Genomic DNA, 20126 nt, shown 5'->3' on the forward strand with positions numbered 1-20126 from the left:
CTCAACGCGCGGCCGTTCGGCCGAACAGGCCGTTCGGGCGCCAGATCAGGATCACGATCATGATGGTGTAGATCACGAAGGGGCCCATCTTCGGCACGTAATATTTGCCGGCGACGTCGCCGATGCCGAGCAGCAGCGAGGCGAGGAACGGGCCCGTTATCGAGGAGGAGCCGCCGACGGTGACCACGATCAGGAAGTAGATCATGAACTTCAGCGGGAAATACGGATCGAGGCCGAGGATCTCGGCGCTGAGCGCGCCGCCGAGGCCGGCGAGCCCGCAACCGAAGGCAAAGGTGAAGGCGAACACCTGCGGCACGTTGATGCCGAGACCGCTCGCGGCGCGGGGGTCATCGACGGCCGCGCGCAGGCGGCTGCCGAAACGTGTCTTCGCCAGCACCATTTGAAGCGCGATGGTTAGCAGGCCGCAGATCACGATGATCATCAGCCGGTAGCGGCCGATACCGACGCCGAACAGATCGAACTGGCCTTGGAGCGCGGCGGGCAAATTGATGAAGACCCGCGAGGATCCCTGGATGTAATCGACGGCTGCCACCGACATGAAGGTCAGGCCGATCGTGAACAGCACCTGGTCGAGATGGCTGCGGGCGTAGAGATGACGGTACAGCGTCCGTTCGAGCGCGATGCCGATTGCAGCCGAGGAGACGAAAGCGAGCGGCAAAGCGGCGAAGAACGGCCAACCCATCCGGTTGACCAGCACCATGCAGATATAGCCCCCCGCCATCGCGAAGGCGCCGTGGGCGAGATTGACGAAGTTCATCAGGCCCAGCGTGACCGCGAGCCCGCAGGCGAGCACGAACAGCAGCATGCCGTAAGCGACGCCATCGAACAGGTTGGTGAGGATTGCGGTCATCAGCAGTCGAGGGTCATCTCAAGTGTGGCCAAGGGCCGTGCTGCACTCCCTCTCCCGCTTGCGGGAGAGGGTCTTTCCACTTGGAGGATTCCCGACGACGAGAGAACCCTCACCCGGCGCTCCGCGTCGACCTCTCCCGCAGGGCAGGCGGGAGAGGTGAGGAGAGCCCCGGGATGACGCGCTTTCGCGCGTCACTTCTTGGTCTTGCCGAGATCTTTGACAGCCTCGAAGGTCGCGAACTCGACATTGTAGAGTTCGCCATCCACTTTCTCGACCTTGCGGATGTAGATGTTCTGCACGATGTCGCGGGTCTCGGGGTCGATCGAGATCGGACCGCGCGGGCTCTCCCACTTCTGGCCCTTCATGGCCTCGATCAGCTTGTCGCCGTTGGTGTCGCCACCTGTCTTCTTCAGCGCCTCGTAGATCAGGTGGATGCCGTCATAGCCGCCCACGGCCATGAAGCCCGGACGGTTGCCGAAGGCCTTCTTGTAGGCCGCGACGAAATCCTTGTTCATCTGCGAGGGGTGCGCCGCGGAATAGAGATGCGCGGTGACCGTGCCGAGCACGGCGTCGCCCATGTTGTTGAGCAGATCGTCGTCGGTGACGTCGCCCGGCCCGATCACCTTGATGCCGGCCTTGTCGAGGCCACGCTCGGCATATTGCTTCATGAAGTTGCCGCCCTGGCCCGCCGGCACGAACACGAAGATCGCGTCCGGCTTTGCGTCCTTCATGCGCTGCAGGAACGGAGCGAAGTCGGGGTTCTGCAGCGGCACCTTGACTTCTTCGACCACCTCACCGCCGCCGGCCGTAAAATGTTGCTTGAAGAAGTTGAGGGCGTCATTGCCCGGCGCGTAGTCCGAGGTCAGCGTCGCGACCTTCTTGATGCCGTTCTTCACCGCCCAATCGCCGATGATGGTCGAGGACTGCGCCAGCGTGAAGCTGGTGCGCACGATATAGGGCGAACGTTCGGTGATAATGGAGGTGCCGGCCGCCATCACGACTTCAGGAATCTTGGCCTGGGTAGCCAGCGGCGCGGCGGCGAGCGCGGCCGGCGTCACGCCGAAGCCGGCGATGAAGTTGACCTTGTCGTTGACGATCAGCTCCTGCGCGGCAGTCTTGGTCTTATCCGGGATCGCCGCGTCGTCCTTGACGATGATTTCGATCTTCTTGCCGGCGACGGTGTCGCCCTTCTGCTGCATGTAGAGCTTGATCGCGTTCTCGATCTGCTTGCCGGTCGAGGCCTGGCCGCCGGTCATCGGCAGGATCAGCCCGATCTTGACCGTGTCTTGCGCCTTGGCAGGCGCGACGGCCGCGAGGCCCGCGATCGCAACGACCGCTGCGGTGCGTAAAAAAATCCTGCGTTCGAACATCAGATGTCCCTCCCCTTCATTCCTCACCTCTTGTGCGGCGGACCGAGTACCCGGTCCTTGCCGCGCTTCACTCACGGACAAGCCATGCCGTGCGGCCACATGGCGTCCTCTGTAACCCCGTTGTCAATCGAACGTTGGGCGACCATTCGGCGCAAGCCGCGCAATCTGCCTCAACAACGGCGGAGAGCTATTTGTACGATTGTACAAATGAAATGGTCCTGTCAACGAAAAAGCCCTGTGACACTGGGCCGGAGGGCGATGGCTTTGCCACCCTACGAGGGCCGCACCACACCGGGGATGGAGGATTCAGTCTCTCATTTGCAGAATCCGGACACCTTAAGTGCGTCCGTGGCATGCCCGTCCTACGATCCGTCCAATGACAAATACCCGGTGTATACCGTACCAACAGCGGCGACCTCATCAAGTCCAAAATATGCCTATTATAATACCTTCTCTGTATACAGCTTTGCCCTCCCTCGAATAGGCCAATTTTACCTATTGAGAGATATGGTTGCCGCTAACGCCTATGGCGCTCCACCATCCGCGCCCCGTCGGGGGCACGACCAGAGATATTCATGCGTTCTCGCTCGCTTTCGATCGCCGCCGCACTCGCCCTGCTCAATCTCGCAGGCTGCGGGACGGTCAACGAGAAGCTCTCCGCCGGGATGGGCGACTACGTCCCGCAATGGGCCGGCGGCCTGCCCGCTGATGCGCCGCCGCGGCCCGGCACGCCGCAATACGATGCCTACATGAAGGAGCGCGAGCGCAAGCGGCTGATGCCGGCGACCGATCGCGAGAAGGAAGAACAGGCCCAGAAGGGCGCGACGGGGACGACGTCGGCTGGCGCGGGGCGCTGAGGAAGCGAATGGCGAACAGGGAGTAGCGAATAGGACGCGCTCCCCCTCCACTCACCATTCGTCCCCCATTCGCTAATCCACGAACACCACGGTCTTGCGGCCGTTGAGGATGACGCGGTCGTCGAGATGGTAGCGGATGGCCCGGGCCAACACGCGGCGCTCGATGTCACGGCCTTTGCGGACCAGATCTTCCGGCGTGTCGCGATGGCTGATGCGCTCGACGTCCTGGTCGATGATCGGGCCCTCGTCGAGGTCGCGCGTGACGTAATGCGCGGTGGCGCCGATCAGCTTGACGCCGCGCTCATGGGCCTGGTGATAGGGCTTGGCACCCTTGAAGCCCGGCAGGAATGAGTGGTGGATGTTGATGCAGCGCCCCGACAGCTTTGCCGAGAGATCGTCGGACAGGATCTGCATGTAACGGGCGAGCACCACCAGATCGGTCTTCGTCTTGCCGACGAGGTCCATGATCTGTGTCTCCTGCTCGCGCTTGGTCTCCTTGGTGACGGGCAAATGGTGGAAGGGGATGCCGCCGAAATCGAGCCCGGCATAGACCTCGCGCGGGTGATTGGAGACGATCGCGGTCGGAATCATCGGCAATTCGCCGGTTCGCCAGCGATAGAGGATGTCGACCAGGCAGTGATCGGACTTCGACACCAGCAGCATCACCTTGCGATGCGCAGCGCGGTCGCGCATCTGCCATTCCATGCCGAAACGCTCGGCGATCGCGGCGAAGCCGGTCTGCAGTGCCGCGAGTTCCACGGCAAGATCGGCCGCTGTGAAAACCACCCGCATGAAGAACTTCTTGGTCTCGATGTCGTCGAACTGCTGGGCGTCGAGGATGTTCTGTCCGTTATGAGCGAGAAACGTCGAGACCGCCGAGACGATGCCTGGGCGATCCGGACAGGACAGGGTCAGGACGTATTGATGGTCGGGCAAGGCTCGGCTCTTGATGAAGGTTTGTGCAGCGGAACGATCCAGCGGATTGCGCCCTGCTCTAGCACCGACCCGCCCTTGCGCCAATCCCAACCGCGGAGTCAGGATGAACGGACAATTGCGAATTCTCAACGGAGCATACCCATGGCCGACCGCTTGAACGGCTACCGCATCCTGATCCTGGAAACGCGCGAGGAGGCGCAGTTTTCCAAGCTTCTGGCCGAGCAAGGCGCCGAGGTCGTGCAATGCCCGATGTTCACCATCCATGATGCGCCGGACCCGGCTCCAGTCGAGGCCTGGATCCGCCGCGCCATCGACAAGCCCTTCGACGATCTCGTGCTGATGACCGGCGAAGGCCTGCGCCGCATCATGAAGCTCGCCCGCGCCCGCGGGCTCGACGCTGCCCTTGTCGCGGCGCTCGCCCAGGCGCGCAAGTTCACCCGAGGCCCGAAGCCGGGCAAGGCGTTGCGCGAGATCGGCCTCGAGACGCAGCAGACCACGGAGAAGCCGACCACCGAAGGCGTGATCGAGATGCTGGCCAGACTCGACCTGAAGGGGCGGCGCCTCGGTCTGCAGCTCTATCCCGACAAGGATCATAGCGCGCTGACCGGCGCGCTGGCCGCGCAAGGCGCCGACGTCGATACGGTGCTGCCCTACGTCTACGATTCCAAGGCTGCCGATGCCAACATCGTCGCCGCCATTGACGACATGGCAGAGGGACGCATCGACTCGATCGCCCTGACCAATCTCGGCCAGGTCCGCCGGCTGATCGAGGTTGCCAAGGCGCGCGGCAGCGAGACGAAGCTGCGCGCAGGTCTCGAACGCACGCTGATCGCATCGGTCGGCCCGGCCGTTTCCGGCGAGCTCGCAGCGCATGGCTTGCGCACGGACGTCTCGCCCGCCGACGAAGCCTATTTCATGCGTCCTCTGATCTCGGCCATGGCAAGTGCGTTAGCCGACAGGAAAGCGGCCAGCGCCGCGAGGTAAGAGCCGAGCGCGGGGGCGGCCTGCGGCGACTGCGATTGACACCGGCATCGCCAGCGTTAGGTTGCGCCACAGCAAGAAGAAACAACAAGGTTAAGGAAATCGCCGTGACACGCGTCATCGCGTCGTGAGCGCCACTGCACGACCTTCGGCGCTCGCGCCATTCCGCATCCGCAACTACCGCTTCCAGTGGCCGTCCGATCTGCTCACCTCCTGGGCCTTCGAGGTCGAGACGCTGGTGCTCGGCTGGTACGTCATCGTCGAGACCGGCTCGGTGCTGCTGCTCACGCTGCTGGCTTCACTCCAGTTCGTCGGAACATTGGTCGCGCCCGTGTTCGGCATGATCGGCGACCGGATCGGCCATCGCGATCTCCTGGTTGTCATGCGCCTTGCCTATGCGGCGCTGTCGTCGACCATCATGGTCCTCGCGCTGAGCGGTCATCTGACGCCGCTGAGCGTCATGATCATCGTCACGATCATGGGCTTGATCCGCCCCTCCGATCTCGGCGTTCGCGGCGCGCTGCTCGCCGATATCATGCCGGCCGAGCAGCTGGTGGGCGCCATCAGTGTTGCGCGCACGACCCAGGACAGCGCGCGCATTGCCGGAGCGTTGACGGGGGCCGGGCTGTTCGCCGTGCTCGGTATCGGCCTCGTTTATGTGGCGATCGCCTGCCTTTACTTCACGGCAGCGCTTCTCATGCTCTGCCTGACCCAGCCGAAAAGGACCGTCACCACGAGCGATCTTCCCGCAAGCAGCCACACCGTTTCGCGGCTGCTTGGCGACCTCAAAGAGGGGATCGTCTATGCCTGGAACGGGCCGGCAATGCGCGCGGCGCTGTGCGTCGCTTTTCTGGCGAATCTCACCGCATTTCCTTTCACGGGCGGATTGTTGCCCTACATCGCGCGGGAGATCTTTCACACTGATCAGACCGGCCTCGGATATCTTTCGGCGAGCTTCGCCGTCGGCTCGCTAATCGGCTCCATCACGCTCAGCCTGGTCAGTGGCGTACGCATTGCCCGGCTCCTGATCGGCGCAACGCTGGCCTGGTACGCAATGCTGCTGGTGTTCGTCGAGGTCAGGACGATGCCGGTGGCGATGGCCTGCCTCGTCCTCGCCGGTATCGCCCAGAGCATGTCGATGATCTCGGCTGCCGTCATCCTGATGCGCACCGCGAGCGCACATCTGCGCGGCCGTGTCATGGGCGTGCGCATGATGGTGATCTATGGCTTGCCGCTCGGACTGCTCGCGGCCGGCAGCCTGATCGACGTCATCGGCTATTCCGCGACGGGCTCGCTTTATGCCGGCGCAGGATTCGTCGCGATGGTGGCAATCGCGATCCGCTGGCGCGCCGATCTGTGGCCGGCGCACGCGCCGGCCAATGCGCGATGACGGCGTCCCCGTAACGACGTCAGACCTCCACCGGCGGCGATCTCAGAGGAAGCAACGCCGCCACCCGCGAATCGCGCAAATAGAGACCGCCCCAGGCAAGACCAGCAAGATAGACGCCGAACAGCATATGGCTGAAGAGCGGGTTGCCGACCCGCAAGTGAACCGCCACCGTGCCGCCCATATAGGCGGTCAGCAGGATCGCACCGAGCACGGCTGTTCGCGGGAAGCCGTAGAGCGCGGTGCAGGCCAGCGCCACCACGCCCAGCGCGCGCGCCAGATCGGCCGAGGGGGGATAGCCGAGCTCGGCGGTCGCGTTGATCACGACGTCCAGCGGGACGAGCTTCATCCCGGCATCAAACAGCATGAAGGCAATCACGAGCCCGCTCATGACCCAGCCGGCCACATGTCTCGACTTGGAAATCGTCATCACCTACGACGCCTTCCCCTTGAGAAGGGCGACGATGGCCATCGCATGGCCGTGGCCAAGGCCGAACTCGTCCTTGAGCGCGGCCACGATGGCACCCGCTTTCACGCCGGCGGCCAATCCCGCCCCGGTCGAAAAACCCCGGTCCTTGCCCCATTTGCGAAACTGGTCCGGGCTCTTGCCGGTCTTGGCCTGGATATTGTCGAGATAGGCCTTAAAACTCACCGCAGCGCTCCTCCGATGTTTGCTCCACCAGCGCGGCCGGAGCGATCCAGGCATATTGCGATCAGGACGTAGTCGTCTTGTATGAAAACGACAATTGCGGCCGCTCGCGCGAGAGGCGCGCAGGCGTCATGCCGATCAGTTGCCTGACCGAGCGGGTAAGATGGGCCTGATCGAAATAGCCAGCGCCCGATGTCGCGTCCAGAACGGAGCTGCCGCTCACCAGCAAGGCCGCGGCGCGACGCGCCCGCTCGATCTGCTGATGGCTGCTGAACGTCATGCCCGTAACGCGGCGAAAGTGGCGCTGAACCGAACGCCGGCTCATCCAGTCGACGTCGCCGTCGATCGCAGCATCGGTCGCGTGGCTGCGTGCGATGACACCCGCGCGCGCCATGCGAGCGACGAGACTTTCCGCATCGTCATAGCCTGGAATGTCCCAGCTCAGACCCGAAAACAGAAAACGGCCGTTGGGCAGCACCGGCAACTGCATGTTTTGATGGTCGATCAGTGCGCTCGTCGGTATCTCCGGCAGGTAGGTTCCCAGCCGAAACCGGATCGCGAGCCATTCGCCGCTCGCGGGACATTCGACGAGTGTCCCGCGGGTGACCGGCCCTCGGAGCGTCACCGCCAGAAGCTCCGGGAGCCTGGTGACCACAAGCTCGATATTTCCCTCGGCCATCGACAGGAACGAGCCGCCACGCCGGCTCCGGCTGCGCCATACCCGCTCGACGTAAGGCGAGTCCGACGCGCGATGGTCGAACTCTATGAGCACGGAAGCACCGGGAATGCGCAGATCATCGCTCCTCCCCGTAGCTCCCGAGCCGCGCGATATCGAGGATCGTGACCCCGCCATATTCCAGCCGCAGCAGCCCCTCCTTCTCCAGCCGGTTCAGCGCGCGGTTGGCGTTCTGGCGGGACATGCCGGAGAGCGCGCCGATCTCCTCCTGGGTGATCTCCAGATGCGCGGTCGATTCCGGATAGAGGATCGGGTTGAACAGCGAGGCGATGCTGCGGGCGAGGCGCGCGGTGGCATCGAGCGTGCGGTTGACCTCGAGCATGCCGATGAACTGGCCCAGCCGCTCGTTGAGCTGGCGCACCAGGAAGCGGTTGAAGCCGACGCTGTTCTCGAACAGCCACATGAAGGCGCTGCGTTCCATCAGCGCGATGCGGCTGTCGCGCAGCGCGACCACGTCGTAGCGGCGCGGCTCGTTCTTGAGCACGCTGCCCTCGCCGAACCAGGCCCCTGCCGTCAGCCCGGCAAGGCTGGTCTCCTTGCCGTCGCGCGAGACCCCGCCCATACGGGCAAGGCCGCCCACCATGCCGGCCCAATAGGCAAAAATATCACCGCGCATGAACACGCTCTCGCCGGTGCCGTAGGACCGTTCCGTAATTCCGGCGCGCGCGACCTCGATCTCGGCTGGTGTGAGCTCACGCGACCAGGCGGCAATGCGCTTCAGATGATCCTCTGAAATCATGATCTCGAAGCCAGCCGCACCGTTCAGTCACCCCATGCTCCTGTTGCACTGCAACAGAATCGCTTCGGCCATCCATCCGACGAAAGATGAAGACCCGCTCGGCCCGACAACTTTGTCGCAGAATTGTCAGGCCGGAGACATTTCAAAATAGCGCTTTCCCCTATTGAGGACCACCTCGGGCGATGCGGCTTTTGATCCCTCACGGGAACGAAGGTGGCGCCGGTGCGGTCGAGACCAATAGCTGCATGGTCTGGCCGGCACGACCGTACTAGGATCGCCTGACAGGAACGGAAGAGCGCCAATCAAGCGCCATCACCGGGAGGGATTCGTTTGGTGGCTACCAGTCTCGAAGTGCGCGGCGTGTCCTTACGATTCGGCGGCGTCCGCGCGCTGACCGACGTCAGCTTCGCCATCAGGGAAGGCGAGCTGTTCTCGATCATCGGCCCCAACGGCGCCGGCAAGACCTCGATCGTGAACTGTATTTCCGGTCGCTACAAGCCGACCGAAGGCCAGCTGTTCTATCGGGACCGCGACATCACCGGCTTGACGCCGAATGCCCGCGCCTCACTCGGCATCGGCCGTACCTTCCAGAATCTCGCACTATTCCACCACATGAGCGTGCTCGACAACATCATGGTCGGCCGCCATCACCTGCTGAGGAACAATTTCCTCACGGGCTCGCTGTACTGGCTCACCGGCGCGCGCAAGGAGGAGCTCGAGCACCGTCGCAAGGTGGAAGAGATCATCGACTTCCTCGATCTGCAGCCGGTGCGCAAGGCCACCGCCGGCACCCTCCCCTACGGCCTGCGCAAGCGCGTGGAGCTCGCCCGCGCCATGGCGCTGGAGCCGCGCCTGATCCTTCTCGACGAGCCCATGGCCGGCATGAATTTCGAGGAGAAGGAGGACATGGCCCGCTACATCGTCGATCTCAACGAGGAGTTCGGGATGACGGTGGTGATGATCGAGCACGACATGGGCGTGGTGATGGACATCTCCCACCGCGTCATGGTGCTGGATTTCGGCAAGAAGATCGCCGAGGGCGATCCGGCCACCGTGCTCGCCGATCCGCACGTCAGGCGTGCCTATCTCGGCGAAGAGGACGAGGTGCTTGTCGATCCCGATGATGCCTCTCCGGCGCAGGAGAGCGCGGCATGATGGATTATGCGGGCCGCGTCGCGCAGGCCGACACCTATCCGAAGATGCTCCGGCTCAATGCCAGGGAGCACGGCAACGAGATCGCAATGCGCGAGAAGGATCTCGGGCTCTGGCGCATCTTCACCTGGAACGACTATCAGGCCCGCGTGCGCGATTTCGCGCTCGGCCTCATCGAGCTCGGCCTGGGCCGCGGTGATGTCATCGGCATCATCGGCGACAACCGGCCCGACTGGGTCGCGGCAGAAGTTGCGACGCATGCCATTGGCGGCCTCAGCCTCGGGCTCTATCGCGACGTCCTGGACGAGGAAGCTTCCTATCTCCTCAACTACGGCGAGGCGCAGTTGGTCTTCGCCGAGGACGAGGAGCAGGTCGACAAGCTGCTCATCCTTGCCGAGCGCGTGCCGAAGCTGAAGCACATCATCTATTCCGATCCGCGCGGGATGCGGAAATACGACGACCCGCGCCTGATGCCGGCGGAGAAATTCGCCGAGCTCGGCCGCGCGCGGGCAGCACGCGAGCCGGAACTCTACGACAGATTGGTCGATGCCACCGAGGGCGAGGACGTCGCGATTCTCTGCACGACGTCGGGCACCACCTCGCATCCGAAGCTCGCGATGCTCGCCGCCGGACGCGTGCTCGGCCATTGCGCCACTTATCTCGCCTTCGACCCCAAGGGTCCCGATGACGAATACGTGTCGGTGCTGCCGCTGCCCTGGATCATGGAACAGGTCTACGTGCTCGGCAAAGGTCTGCTCTGCCGGATGAAGATCAACTTCGTCGAAGAGCCGGACACGCTGATGAACGATCTGCGCGAGATCGCACCGACCTTCGTTCTGTTCGCGCCCCGCGTCTGGGAATCGATTGCCGCCGACGTCCGTGCCAAGGTGATGGACGCAACGCCCTTCAAGCAGCGCCTGTTCGACATCGGCATGAAGTCGGGCCTTGCCGCGCTCGAACAGGGCAAGCGCTCGGGCTTTGCCGACACGATCCTGTTCCGCGCACTGCGCGATCGCCTCGGCTTCACCCGGTTGCGCTCGGCCGCGACCGGCGGTGCGGCGCTCGGGCCTGACACCTTCAAGTTCTTCCAGGCCATGGGCGTGCCGCTGCGCACGCTCTACGGTCAGACCGAGCTGCTCGGGGCCTACACGCTGCATCCCGAGGGCAAGGTCGATCCTGATACCACCGGCGTACCGATGGCCGATAATGTCGAGATCCGTATCGACAATGCCGACGTCCACGGCGTCGGCGAGATCGTGGTGCGGCACCCCAACATGTTCCTCGGCTACTACAAGAACCCCGAGGCCAGCGTCGCCGATATCAAGGACGGCTGGATGTGCTCGGGCGACGCCGGCTATTTCAACGCCAACCACCAGCTCGTCGTGATCGACCGCATCAAGGATCTCGCCGAGACCTCCCGCGGCGAGCGCTTCTCGCCGCAATTCATCGAGAACAAGCTGAAATTCTCGCCCTATATCGCCGAAGCCGTGGTGCTTGGGGCCGGCCGTGACGCGCTCGCGGCAATGATCTGCATCCGCTACTCCATCATCTCGAAATGGGCGGAAAAGAACCGCCTCTCCTTCACGACCTACAGCGACCTCGCCTCACGGCCGGAGGTCTACGCGCTGCTGCAGAAGGAGGTCGAGACCGTCAACGCCACGCTGCCGCCGGCCCAGCGCATCTCGCGCTTCCTGCTGCTCTACAAGGAGCTCGACGCCGACGACGGCGAGCTCACCCGGACGCGAAAGGTGCGCCGCGGCGTCATCAACGAGAAATACGCCGGCATCATCGACGCCATCTACCGCGGCGATTCCGACATCCCCGTCGACACCGTGATCCGCTTCCAGGACGGCACCACGCAGCGGGTGCGAACGACGCTGCGCGTGGTGGACCTCGGCGGGCACGGGCACATGGCGGAGGCTGCGGAGTGATACAGATCCTCGTCATGCGCGGGCTTGACCCGCACATCCATCCTCTTCCGAACAGTCTTCCTTCCTCATCGATGGATTGCCGGGTCAAGCCCGGCAATGACGGGCTGAGTCACCCAACATGAACACCGCCTTCCTCATCCAGCTCCTGGTCAACGGCCTCGTGGTCGGCACGCTCTATGGCGTAGTCGCGATGTCGTTCGTGCTGATCTACAAGGCGACGCAGGTCGTCAACTTCGCGCAAGGTGAATTGCTGCTGGTCGGCGCCTGGGTGTGCTGGGCCTTGCTGGCGAAATACCAGGTGCCGTTCTGGATCGGCATGCCGATCACGCTGGTGTTCATGTTCGTGTTCGGCATCGCGGTGCAGGTGCTGATCCTGCGGCCGATGATCGGCGAGCCCATCATCTCGGTGATCATGGTGACGATCGGCCTCTCCACCGTGCTGCAGGCGACGCTGAAATGGATGTTCGGCGTCAATCCGCAGCCGTTCCCGCGCGTGTTCGAGAGCCAGTCGGTCGACCTGTTCGGACTGCAGATCCAGACCGTCTACGTCATGAGCCTCGTGGTGTCGGTCGCGATGATGATCGGCATGGCCTGGTTCTTCCGCGCGTCGAAGTACGGCCTTGCGATGCGCGCCACCGCGTTCAACCAGCAGGTGGCGCAGTCGCTCGGCATTTCCGTCAAGAGCGTGTTCGCGATGGCCTGGGCAATCTCGGCGACCGTCTCGGCGGTCGCCGGCGTCGTCGTCGCCGTCGTCAATGGCGTGTCCTCGGGCCTTGCTGCCTACGGCATCAAGGTGTTTCCGGCGGCGATCCTCGGCGGGCTCGATTCCGTCGGCGGCGCGGTGCTCGGCGGCATCATCATCGGGCTTTTGGAGAACGTCGCCCAATATGTCGACAGCGAGTATCTGCACTGGGGCAATCTCTACGAGATCGCGCCGTTCTACGTTCTCATCATCGTGCTGATGATCAAGCCCTACGGCCTGTTCGGCACCCACGACATCGAGCGGATCTGATCCATGGCCGGCCCTGCCCTCATTCCCGCTGGTGATTTCCGCACCACTTACGCCGCGGACACCACGATCTTCCCGACCACCACCAGCCGCAACTTCGCGATTCTGGGCGTCGCGCTGCTCTGCCTCGCGCCGCAACTCTTCAGCGGCTACTGGCTCAGCATTTTGATCCAGATCGGCATCTTCTCGATCGCGGCGCTCGGCCTCAATATCCTGGTCGGCTTCACCGGCCAGATCTCGATCGGACACGCGGCCTTCTTCCTGCTCGGCGCCTTCACCTCGGCCTACATCTCCAATAATGCGCCGATCCCGGTGTTCTTCGCGATCCCGCTCGCGGGACTCGTGACGGCGCTGGTTGGGTTGATCTTCGGCATCCCCGCGGCGCGGCTGAAGGGACTCTACCTCGTCATTGCAACGCTGGCCGCGCAATACATCCTGCTCGACTTCTTCTCGCGCGCCGAGTGGTTCTCCGGCGGCTCGGTGCCGGCGAGCGCCGAGCCGTTCTCGATCTTCGGCTACACGCTGCGGGGCGACCGGCAATATTTCTACGTCGTGCTGGCCTATGTGCTCTTGAGCTACATCCTCGTCACCAACCTGATGCGCACGCGCGATGGCCGCGCGCTGGTGGCGATCCGCGACCATTATCTCTCCGCCGAGATCATGGGCATCAACCTCACCAGGTACCGCACGCTGTCGTTCGGTCTCGCCGCCTTCTTCGCCGGCATCGCGGGCGCGCTCTACGCGCACTATCAGCTCGTGGTCTCCCAGGAAGGCTTCGGCATCGAGCGCTCAATACTGTTCCTGGCCATGATCATCATCGGCGGCACCGGCTCGATCATGGGCACGCTGATGGGCACCGCCTTCGTGGTGCTGCTGCCCGAGGCGATGGAGTTCATCAGCCATCATTTGAAGGGCGGCGCGATCGACAAGGCGCTCTCGCTTAACACCAACATCACCTTTCTGCGAGAGATCGCGATCGGGGTGATCATCATCGCATTCCTGATGTTCGAGCCCGATGGGCTCGCGCATCGCTGGCGACAGATCAAGGCGTATTGGAAACTCTACCCGTTCTCGCATTGAGCACGGCTACTTCACTTAAACGATAACAGGAGGAACCAACCCATGAAGACCAAATCGCTTTTAAGCACCGCGTCGCTCGCGTTTGCGATCGCTGGTTTTGCGGCCAGTGCGCAGGCCCAGATCGCCGTCGGCCATCTCGCCGACTACTCCGGTGCGACGTCGGACGTTGGCACGCCCTACGGCCAGGCCGTCGCCGACACCTTTGCCTGGATCAACAAGAACGGCGGTATCGGCGGCAAGCAGGTCAACCTCGATACCAACGACTACGGCTATCAGGTGCCGCGCGCGATCGCGCTCTACAAGAAGTGGTCGGCGCCGGACGGCAAGGTTGCAACGATCATGGGCTGGGGTACCGCCGATACCGAAGCGCTGACCGGCTTTGTCGCGCAGGACAAGATTCCCTATATCTCCGCCTCCTACGCGGCGGCGCTGACCGATCCGGAAGGCGTGAGCGGCAAGGCCAAACCCGCGCCCTACAACTTCTTCTACGGCCCGAGCTATTCGGACGCGATGCGGGCATTGGTGACCTGGGCGGCGGAAGACTGGAAGGCCAAGGGCAAGAGCGGTAAGCCGAAATTCGTCCATATGGGCGGCAATCATCCGTACCCGAACGCGCCGAAGGCCGCCGGCGAGGCGATCGCCAATGAGCTCGGCTTCGAAGTGCTGCCGCCGATCGTGTTCGCGCTGACGCCCGGCGATTACTCCGCGCAATGCCTCAGCCTGAAGAGCTCCGGCGCCAACTACGCCTATCTCGGCAACACCGCAGCCTCGAACATCTCCGTGCTCAAGGCCTGCAAGACCGCCGGCGTGGACGTGCAGTTCCTCGGCAATGTCTGGGGCATGGACGAGAACGCCGCCAAGACTGCGGCTGACGCCGCCGACGGCGTCGTCTTCCCGCTACGCACGGCCGTAACCTGGGGCGGCAACGCGCCAGGCATGAAGACGGTGATGGAAATCTCGAAAATATCGGATGCAAGCGGCAAGGCCTATCGACCGGTGCACTATATCGCAGGCGTCTGTAGCGCTCTCTACGCCAGGGAAGCGCTCGACTGGGCCGCCAAGAACGGAGGTGCCACCGGTGAGAACGTCGCCAAGGGCTTCTACCAGAAGAAGGACTGGGTGCCGGCCGGCATGGACGGCGTCTGCAATCCCTCGACCTGGACCAACAAGGACCATCGCGGCACCCTCAAGGTCGATCTCTATCGCACCAAGGTCTCCGGTTCGACCAATGCCGACCTGAACGACCTGATGGCCAACGGCACGATCAAGCTCGAGAAGGTCAAGACCGTCGAGCTGCCGCGCAAGCCGGAATGGCTGGGGTGGTGAGCCCTGCTTTCACCACGCGAACACTGTCATCCCTCGCGTTGTGCGCAATTGCGCACCTGGGCGGGGGATCCAGTACGCTGCGGCTTCTCGATGAATCTCAGGCGCCTCTGGAATACTGGGTCGCCCGGTCAAGCCGGGCGATGACAGCGGAGTTTTGAAGCATGACCGACACCCTCGAAGCATCCCGCGCCAGGCCAACCGCCGTGGAGTCCGCTCCCCTCCTCGCCGTGCGCAACATCGAGGTCGTCTATGACGATGTGATCCTGGTGCTGCGCGGCCTCAGCCTCGACGTGCCCAAGGGCGCGATCGTGGCGCTGCTCGGGGCCAACGGCGCCGGCAAGTCCACGACGCTCAAGGCGATCTCGGGGCTGCTCAAGACCGAGGACGGCGAGGTGACGCGCGGCGAGATCCTGTTCGAGGGCGAGCGGATCAACGGCATCGATCCCGACAAGATCGTCCGCCGCGGCATCTTCCAGGTGATGGAGGGCCGGCGCATCGTCGCCGACATGACCTCGCTCGAGAATCTCAAGCTCGGCGCCTTCACGCGCCGGGACCGCGAGGTCGACGCCGACCTCGACATGGTCTTCAGCTATTTCCCGCGCTTGAAGGAGCGCACCGGCCTTGCCGGTTATCTCTCCGGCGGAGAGCAGCAGATGCTCGCAATCGGCCGCGCGCTGATGGCGCGCCCGAAAATGATCCTGATGGACGAGCCTTCGATGGGCCTCTCGCCGCTGCTGGTGAAAGAGGTGTTCTCGATCATCCAGAAGATCAACCGCGATCTCGGCGTCACCATCCTCCTGGTCGAGCAGAATGCGCGCGCGGCGCTCTCCGTGGCGAGCCACGGCTACATCATGGAGCAGGGCAAGGTCGTGCTCGACGGCAGCGCCGACGCATTGCGCGACAACGAGGACGTCAAGGAATTCTACCTCGGCGGCGCCGGCGACCAGCGCAAGAGCTTCAAGAACCTCAAGAGCTTCAAGCGGCGCAAGCGCTGGCTGTGATCCACAAGGAGCCTAGCCGAGCACCTGCTCGGCTTCCGTGACCGCGCAGAGAACATGATAGAACGACGACGCAGGAATGGTGTCGATCAGCGATTTGCCGTCGCGATCGAACTGGTCGTACCAGCCGCCCTTGACGGGATGGCTGAGATAATGCCGTTCGAGCCGCACCAGCGCCGCGCGCGCCTCGTCCGCCGCACCCGGCTCGCCGGATTCGGCCTGCGCGATCCACGCCTTCGCGATCTCGGTTTGCGGCCACAGCCGGCGCGTGCTGCGGCGGATGCTGCCGCTTGCATCGCCCTCGTCGACGAGGCAGCCCGTCGCCTCGTCGCGATAGCGCAGCGAGGTCTCCAGCAATTCCGCACGCCGCTGGCTGGTCGGGCATCCCGTGATGCGTTCAAAACTCTTCAGCAGCCAGACCCATTCCGCCTGGTGACCCGGCTCGACGCTGACCGGCTCGATCTTCGACCAGTCCTCCTCGAAATATTCCGACAATACGTGCCTCTGCTTGTCGTAGAGGTTGGCGAGGAACAATGCGAAGAATTCTCCGGCACGGTTCTGGAACGACAGATCGTGGGTCGCCTCGAAGCACGCGATCATCGCCTCGAACAGATGCATATGCGGGTTCTGCCGGCGCGGCAGCGAGACCGGAAGGCCTTCGTGAACGCCGCCATGCGGCGAGCGCAGGTGTCCGTCGAGGAAGGCGAGCAGCGCATCGATCTCGGCGCGGACCTGCGTATCCTGGTCGAGCGCATAGACGCTGGCGAGCGCAAACAGGATGAAGGCGTGGTCATAAGCATCACGCCGGGCATCCAGCACCGATCCGTCCGGCGTCAGCCGGTGCACATAGCCAGGCCGGCCATCGGGCGCCTTCGCTTTGGCCAGCAGGTGCTCCAGCCCCTTCAGCGCAATCGCGCGCCCCTCAGGATACCAGCCCATCTGTGCCGCCTTGGCGTAGCACCAGATCTGGCGGGCCTGCACGAACACGCGCCGGGGCGCGGCGGCATCCGCCGCACCGTCGCGGTGCAGCCGGTCGATGAAGCCGCCTGCGGCGTGATCCCAGCCGACCGTCGACCACAGCGGCAGCGCCTCGTCGATCATACGGCGCTTCAGGCGCGCAACGACGTTCGACGCCTCGTCCGCCGCAATGATTCCTTCGTCCGCCATCGGGTCCCTTTCAAGCCTCGCCACTGGCGGTCTGATAGCCATGCCGGTGGCGGCGCGCAACGGATGCCAACACGGAAAGAACAGCCATGACCGCCCATTACGACGCCCGCGAGACGCGTGAGCAAGCCGCGCGCGAGGCCGACCTGTTCGCCCGCCTCCCGGAGGTGCTGCGAGCCGCGATGGCCGCCCCGGCCTATGCCGAGCGGCTGAAAGGCTTCGATCCCGCCGCCGTGACCTCCAGGGCGGCTCTGGCGGATTTGCCGGTGTTGCGCAAGTCGGAACTGCCCGCCCTGCACAAGGCCTCCGCGCCCTTCGGAGGCTTCGTGGCGGCGGCGCCTGGCTCGTTCGCCCGCCTGTTCACCTCCCCCGGTCCAATCTTCGAGCCGGAAGGGCGACAAGCCGATCCCTGGCGCGGCGCAAGGGCGCTGTTCGCAGCCGGGTTCCGCCCCGACGACATCGTCCTCAATACCTTCAGCTACCATCTCACCCCCGGTGGGTTCATCTTCGATGCGTCGGCGCGCGCGCTCGGCTGCGCGGTGATCCCGGCCGGCCCCGGCAACACAGAACAGCAGTTCGAGCTGATCGAGGCCTACCGGCCGGTCGGCTACAGCGGCACGCCGGACTTCTTGAAGATTCTGCTCGATGCCGCGGCAAGCTCGGGGCGTGACGTTTCCTCGATCAAGCGCGCGCTGGTCTCGGGCGCAGCGTTTCCGCCCTCGCTCCAGGCCGAGATCAAGGGGCGCGGCATCGATGCCTACCAGGCCTTCGGTACCGCCGATCTCGGCCTCATCGCCTTCGAGACCGAGGCCCGCGAAGGCATGGTCGTGAACGAGGACCTGATCCTGGAGATCGTCAAGCCCGGCACTGGCGATCCGGTCGCACCAGGTGACGTCGGCGAGATTGTCGTGACTTCGCTCGACCCGCACCATCCCTGGATTCGGCTCGCGCTCGGCGACCTCACCGCGGCCCTGTCCGGCACGAGCCCGTGCGGGCGCACCAACATGCGCATCAAAGGCTGGATGGGCCGCGCCGACCAGACCACCAAGATCAAGGGCATGTTCGTCCGGCCCGAGCAGATCGCCGAGATCGGCAAGCGCCACGCGGGGCTCGGAAGACTTCGCCTCATCGTCACGCGCCAAGGCGAGACCGACGCCATGACGTTGAGAGCGGAAGCTGCGCCCCCTAGCGACTCGCTACGCGACGACATCGCGGCCAGCTTGCGCGCGATAACGAAGCTCGGAGGAGCCGTCGAGCTGGTCGGTCCCGGCACGCTGCCGAATGACGGCAAGGTCATCGTGGACGAGCGCTAACTTCAGCTCGATTTCGACAGCAGGTCATTGCCGGGGCTGAGCACATCCCTCCGCGAATGCGGGAGCGCGGAACGAACTCGCGGCACGACGAAGATGACGAGCGTAGAGCCCGACCTTCGGGCCATGGCTGCGATGCCGCCGGGCGCAGGAACCTTGCATCGTCCGGGCTGCTCCCGTATTACCAGACCACGCTGCGATATGGCCGGAATCGGCCCTTTCTGGACCCCAAACGTGCTTGACCGAACCCTCGTCACGATCGCCGAGACGGAGACCATTGAGGAAGCCTTCCGGCGCCTGAACGCGAACATGCTCGGCATCCTGTTCGCGCAAGACGCGAGTGGGCGAATCGTCGGCGCCGTAACGGACGGCGACATCCGCAGGCGCATGCTCACCGGTATCACGATCCAAGACCGGGTTGTGTCCTGCATCAACCGCAAATTCGTCTGGGCACCGACCGGCGGGCCACGCGAGCAGATCCTCAAGCTGCTCGACCAGCGCGTCCACGTCGTGCCGATCCTCGATGGCGAGGGACGGCTGGTCGACGTGTTCAGCCGCGAACTGTTCAACCTGTCGGAAGAGAGCGAGGTGTTCGCGCGCGCCCGCTCGCCGGTGCGGATCAGCTTCTCCGGCGGCGGCACCGACCTGACGCACTACTTCGTGGCGAATGACGGCGGCGCGGTCATCAGCGCCACGATCAAGATGTACGCTCACGCGACGTTGCGGCGCCGGAGCGATCCCAGCATCCGTATCTACTCGCACGACTTCCGCCGCACGGTCGAGGCCGACAATCTCACCGAGCTCGGAACGGGCGGAGATCTCGCACTGATCAAGTCGGTCGTGCGCCTGATCAAGCCGACTTACGGCTTCGAGCTCGAAGTGTCCGCCGACTTCCCGGTCGGTTCCGGCCTCGGCGGCTCCGCGGTGGTTTCGTCGGCGATCATCGGCTGCTTCAACGAATTTCGCAGCGACCAGTGGGACCGCCACGAGATCGCGGAGATGGCCTTCCAGGCCGAGCGGCTGATGCTCAACATCCCCGGCGGCTGGCAGGATCAGTACGCCACCGTGTTCGGCGGATTCAATCACATGGAATTCTTCTCCGACCAGAACACCATCGTGCCGCTTCGCCTCGATCCCAACATCATCGCCGAGCTCGAGGAGAGCCTGGTGCTCTGCTACGTCGGCTCGGGGCGCGATTCCGGCGCCATTCATCGCGACCAGAAGGCTCAGCACGAGACCAGCGACGCGGTGGCCGCAGCTGCCAAGCAGAAGGAAGTGACGCGCGACATCAGGCGGCATCTGCTGCGCGGTCAACTGCTGGAATGCGGCCGGCTGATCGACGAGGCCTGGCACGCCAAGCGGAAGCTGAGCTCCAAGATCTCGTCGGACGCGATCGACGCGATCTATGATTTTGCCAAGCAGCATGGCGCGGTCGGCGGCAAGTTGCTTGGCGCGGGCGGCGGCGGTTACTTCATGTTCTTCGTCCGCCCGTTCGAGCGCTATCAGCTGATCGCGGCGCTGGAACAGCAGGGGCACAGCTGTTCGCGCATCATGTTCGAGGAGAACGGGCTGCGGACGTGGAAGTCCCGTGTTCCCGCCCAGCTAGCATGACGCATATGAGACGAGAATG

The 20126-nt window shown here is 64.1% G+C and carries 19 protein-coding genes; 11 read left to right on the forward strand and 8 right to left on the reverse strand.

Features of this window, described 5'->3' with window-relative positions; translation table 11 throughout:
• Window position 1 precedes the first annotated feature (1 nt).
• Both GA0061099_RS33620 and GA0061099_RS33625 read right to left on the reverse strand, forming a co-directional pair.
• A complete protein-coding gene (locus GA0061099_RS33620) occupies window positions 2–871 on the reverse strand; it encodes a branched-chain amino acid ABC transporter permease (RefSeq protein WP_036015727.1) in 870 nt (289 codons plus the stop codon).
• Between the two features lie 191 nt (window positions 872–1062).
• Window positions 1063–2241 carry an ABC transporter substrate-binding protein gene (locus tag GA0061099_RS33625; protein ID WP_036015725.1) on the reverse strand — a complete coding sequence of 393 codons (1179 nt, stop codon included), beginning with the start codon at window positions 2239–2241 and terminating at the stop codon, window positions 1063–1065.
• Window positions 2242–2816: 575 nt separating this feature from the next.
• On the opposite strand from GA0061099_RS33625, the gene GA0061099_RS33630 reads away from it, so the two are divergent.
• Entirely contained in the window at window positions 2817–3098 is a 282-nt protein-coding gene (locus GA0061099_RS33630) for a hypothetical protein (protein WP_036015722.1), read from the forward strand.
• A gap of 72 nt (window positions 3099–3170) precedes the next feature.
• Here GA0061099_RS33630 and purU read toward each other — a convergent pair whose 3' ends face one another.
• A complete protein-coding gene (gene purU, locus GA0061099_RS33635) occupies window positions 3171–4034 on the reverse strand; it encodes a formyltetrahydrofolate deformylase (RefSeq protein ID WP_036029890.1) in 864 nt (287 codons plus the stop codon).
• A 141-nt stretch (window positions 4035–4175) separates the two neighbouring features.
• Here purU and GA0061099_RS33640 point away from each other — a divergent pair, with 141 nt between their 5' ends.
• Together GA0061099_RS33640 and GA0061099_RS33645 are read left to right on the forward strand one after the other, a co-directional pair.
• The gene (locus GA0061099_RS33640; RefSeq protein ID WP_036029887.1) at window positions 4176–5018 is read left to right on the forward strand and encodes a uroporphyrinogen-III synthase; all 843 of its coding nucleotides are present in this window, start codon (window positions 4176–4178) and stop codon (window positions 5016–5018) included.
• 124 nt (window positions 5019–5142) lie between these two features.
• Entirely contained in the window at window positions 5143–6405 is a 1263-nt protein-coding gene (locus tag GA0061099_RS33645) for an MFS transporter (protein ID WP_036029884.1), read from the forward strand.
• Window positions 6406–6424: 19 nt separating this feature from the next.
• Here GA0061099_RS33645 and GA0061099_RS41885 read toward each other — a convergent pair whose 3' ends face one another.
• From GA0061099_RS41885 to GA0061099_RS33665, 4 genes are all read right to left on the reverse strand, one after another.
• Complete coding sequence (locus GA0061099_RS41885; protein ID WP_036029880.1) at window positions 6425–6832, reverse strand: DoxX family protein; 408 nt, start codon at window positions 6830–6832, stop codon at window positions 6425–6427.
• 3 nt (window positions 6833–6835) lie between these two features.
• Window positions 6836–7054, reverse strand: a complete 219-nt coding sequence (locus GA0061099_RS41890; RefSeq protein WP_036015710.1) for a DUF4287 domain-containing protein — start codon at window positions 7052–7054, stop codon at window positions 6836–6838.
• A gap of 61 nt (window positions 7055–7115) precedes the next feature.
• Complete coding sequence (locus GA0061099_RS33660; protein ID WP_158644890.1) at window positions 7116–7730, reverse strand: helix-turn-helix transcriptional regulator; 615 nt, start codon at window positions 7728–7730, stop codon at window positions 7116–7118.
• Between the two features lie 115 nt (window positions 7731–7845).
• Window positions 7846–8526 carry a Crp/Fnr family transcriptional regulator gene (locus GA0061099_RS33665; RefSeq protein ID WP_036015705.1) on the reverse strand — a complete coding sequence of 227 codons (681 nt, stop codon included), beginning with the start codon at window positions 8524–8526 and terminating at the stop codon, window positions 7846–7848.
• A 333-nt stretch (window positions 8527–8859) separates the two neighbouring features.
• On the opposite strand from GA0061099_RS33665, the gene GA0061099_RS33670 reads away from it, so the two are divergent.
• The 6 genes from GA0061099_RS33670 (at window position 8860) to GA0061099_RS33695 (ending at window position 16025) form a co-directional block, all read left to right on the forward strand.
• Complete coding sequence (locus tag GA0061099_RS33670) at window positions 8860–9681, forward strand: ABC transporter ATP-binding protein (RefSeq protein ID WP_036029911.1); 822 nt, start codon at window positions 8860–8862, stop codon at window positions 9679–9681.
• Window positions 9678–11609, forward strand: coding sequence for a long-chain fatty acid--CoA ligase (locus GA0061099_RS33675; RefSeq protein ID WP_036029876.1), 1932 nt, complete (start codon window positions 9678–9680; stop codon window positions 11607–11609). Before GA0061099_RS33670 ends, GA0061099_RS33675 begins: the two co-directional genes overlap by 4 nt.
• 118 nt (window positions 11610–11727) lie before the next feature.
• A complete protein-coding gene (locus GA0061099_RS33680) occupies window positions 11728–12621 on the forward strand; it encodes a branched-chain amino acid ABC transporter permease (RefSeq protein ID WP_036029874.1) in 894 nt (297 codons plus the stop codon).
• Window positions 12622–12624: 3 nt separating this feature from the next.
• A complete protein-coding gene (locus tag GA0061099_RS33685; protein ID WP_036015700.1) occupies window positions 12625–13698 on the forward strand; it encodes a branched-chain amino acid ABC transporter permease in 1074 nt (357 codons plus the stop codon).
• Window positions 13699–13740: 42 nt separating this feature from the next.
• Window positions 13741–15024 (forward strand): ABC transporter substrate-binding protein, encoded by a 1284-nt coding sequence (locus GA0061099_RS33690; protein WP_036015698.1) that lies wholly within the window; start codon window positions 13741–13743, stop codon window positions 15022–15024.
• Between the two features lie 161 nt (window positions 15025–15185).
• Window positions 15186–16025: an ABC transporter ATP-binding protein gene (locus GA0061099_RS33695; RefSeq protein ID WP_036029872.1), complete on the forward strand. Its 840-nt coding sequence runs from the start codon at window positions 15186–15188 to the stop codon at window positions 16023–16025.
• A gap of 12 nt (window positions 16026–16037) precedes the next feature.
• Here GA0061099_RS33695 and GA0061099_RS33700 read toward each other — a convergent pair whose 3' ends face one another.
• Entirely contained in the window at window positions 16038–17189 is a 1152-nt protein-coding gene (locus GA0061099_RS33700; RefSeq protein WP_036029871.1) for an AGE family epimerase/isomerase, read from the reverse strand.
• An 86-nt stretch (window positions 17190–17275) separates the two neighbouring features.
• On the opposite strand from GA0061099_RS33700, the gene GA0061099_RS33705 reads away from it, so the two are divergent.
• Together GA0061099_RS33705 and GA0061099_RS33710 are read left to right on the forward strand one after the other, a co-directional pair.
• The gene (locus tag GA0061099_RS33705) at window positions 17276–18499 is read left to right on the forward strand and encodes a phenylacetate--CoA ligase family protein (protein WP_036029869.1); all 1224 of its coding nucleotides are present in this window, start codon (window positions 17276–17278) and stop codon (window positions 18497–18499) included.
• Between the two features lie 231 nt (window positions 18500–18730).
• Window positions 18731–20107, forward strand: a complete 1377-nt coding sequence (locus GA0061099_RS33710) for a GHMP family kinase ATP-binding protein (RefSeq protein ID WP_050996170.1) — start codon at window positions 18731–18733, stop codon at window positions 20105–20107.
• The last annotated feature ends 19 nt before the right edge of the window (window positions 20108–20126 follow it).

Origin of the sequence: Bradyrhizobium yuanmingense, assembly GCF_900094575.1 — a bacterium.
Taxonomy (GTDB): Bacteria; Pseudomonadota; Alphaproteobacteria; order Rhizobiales; family Xanthobacteraceae; genus Bradyrhizobium; species Bradyrhizobium yuanmingense.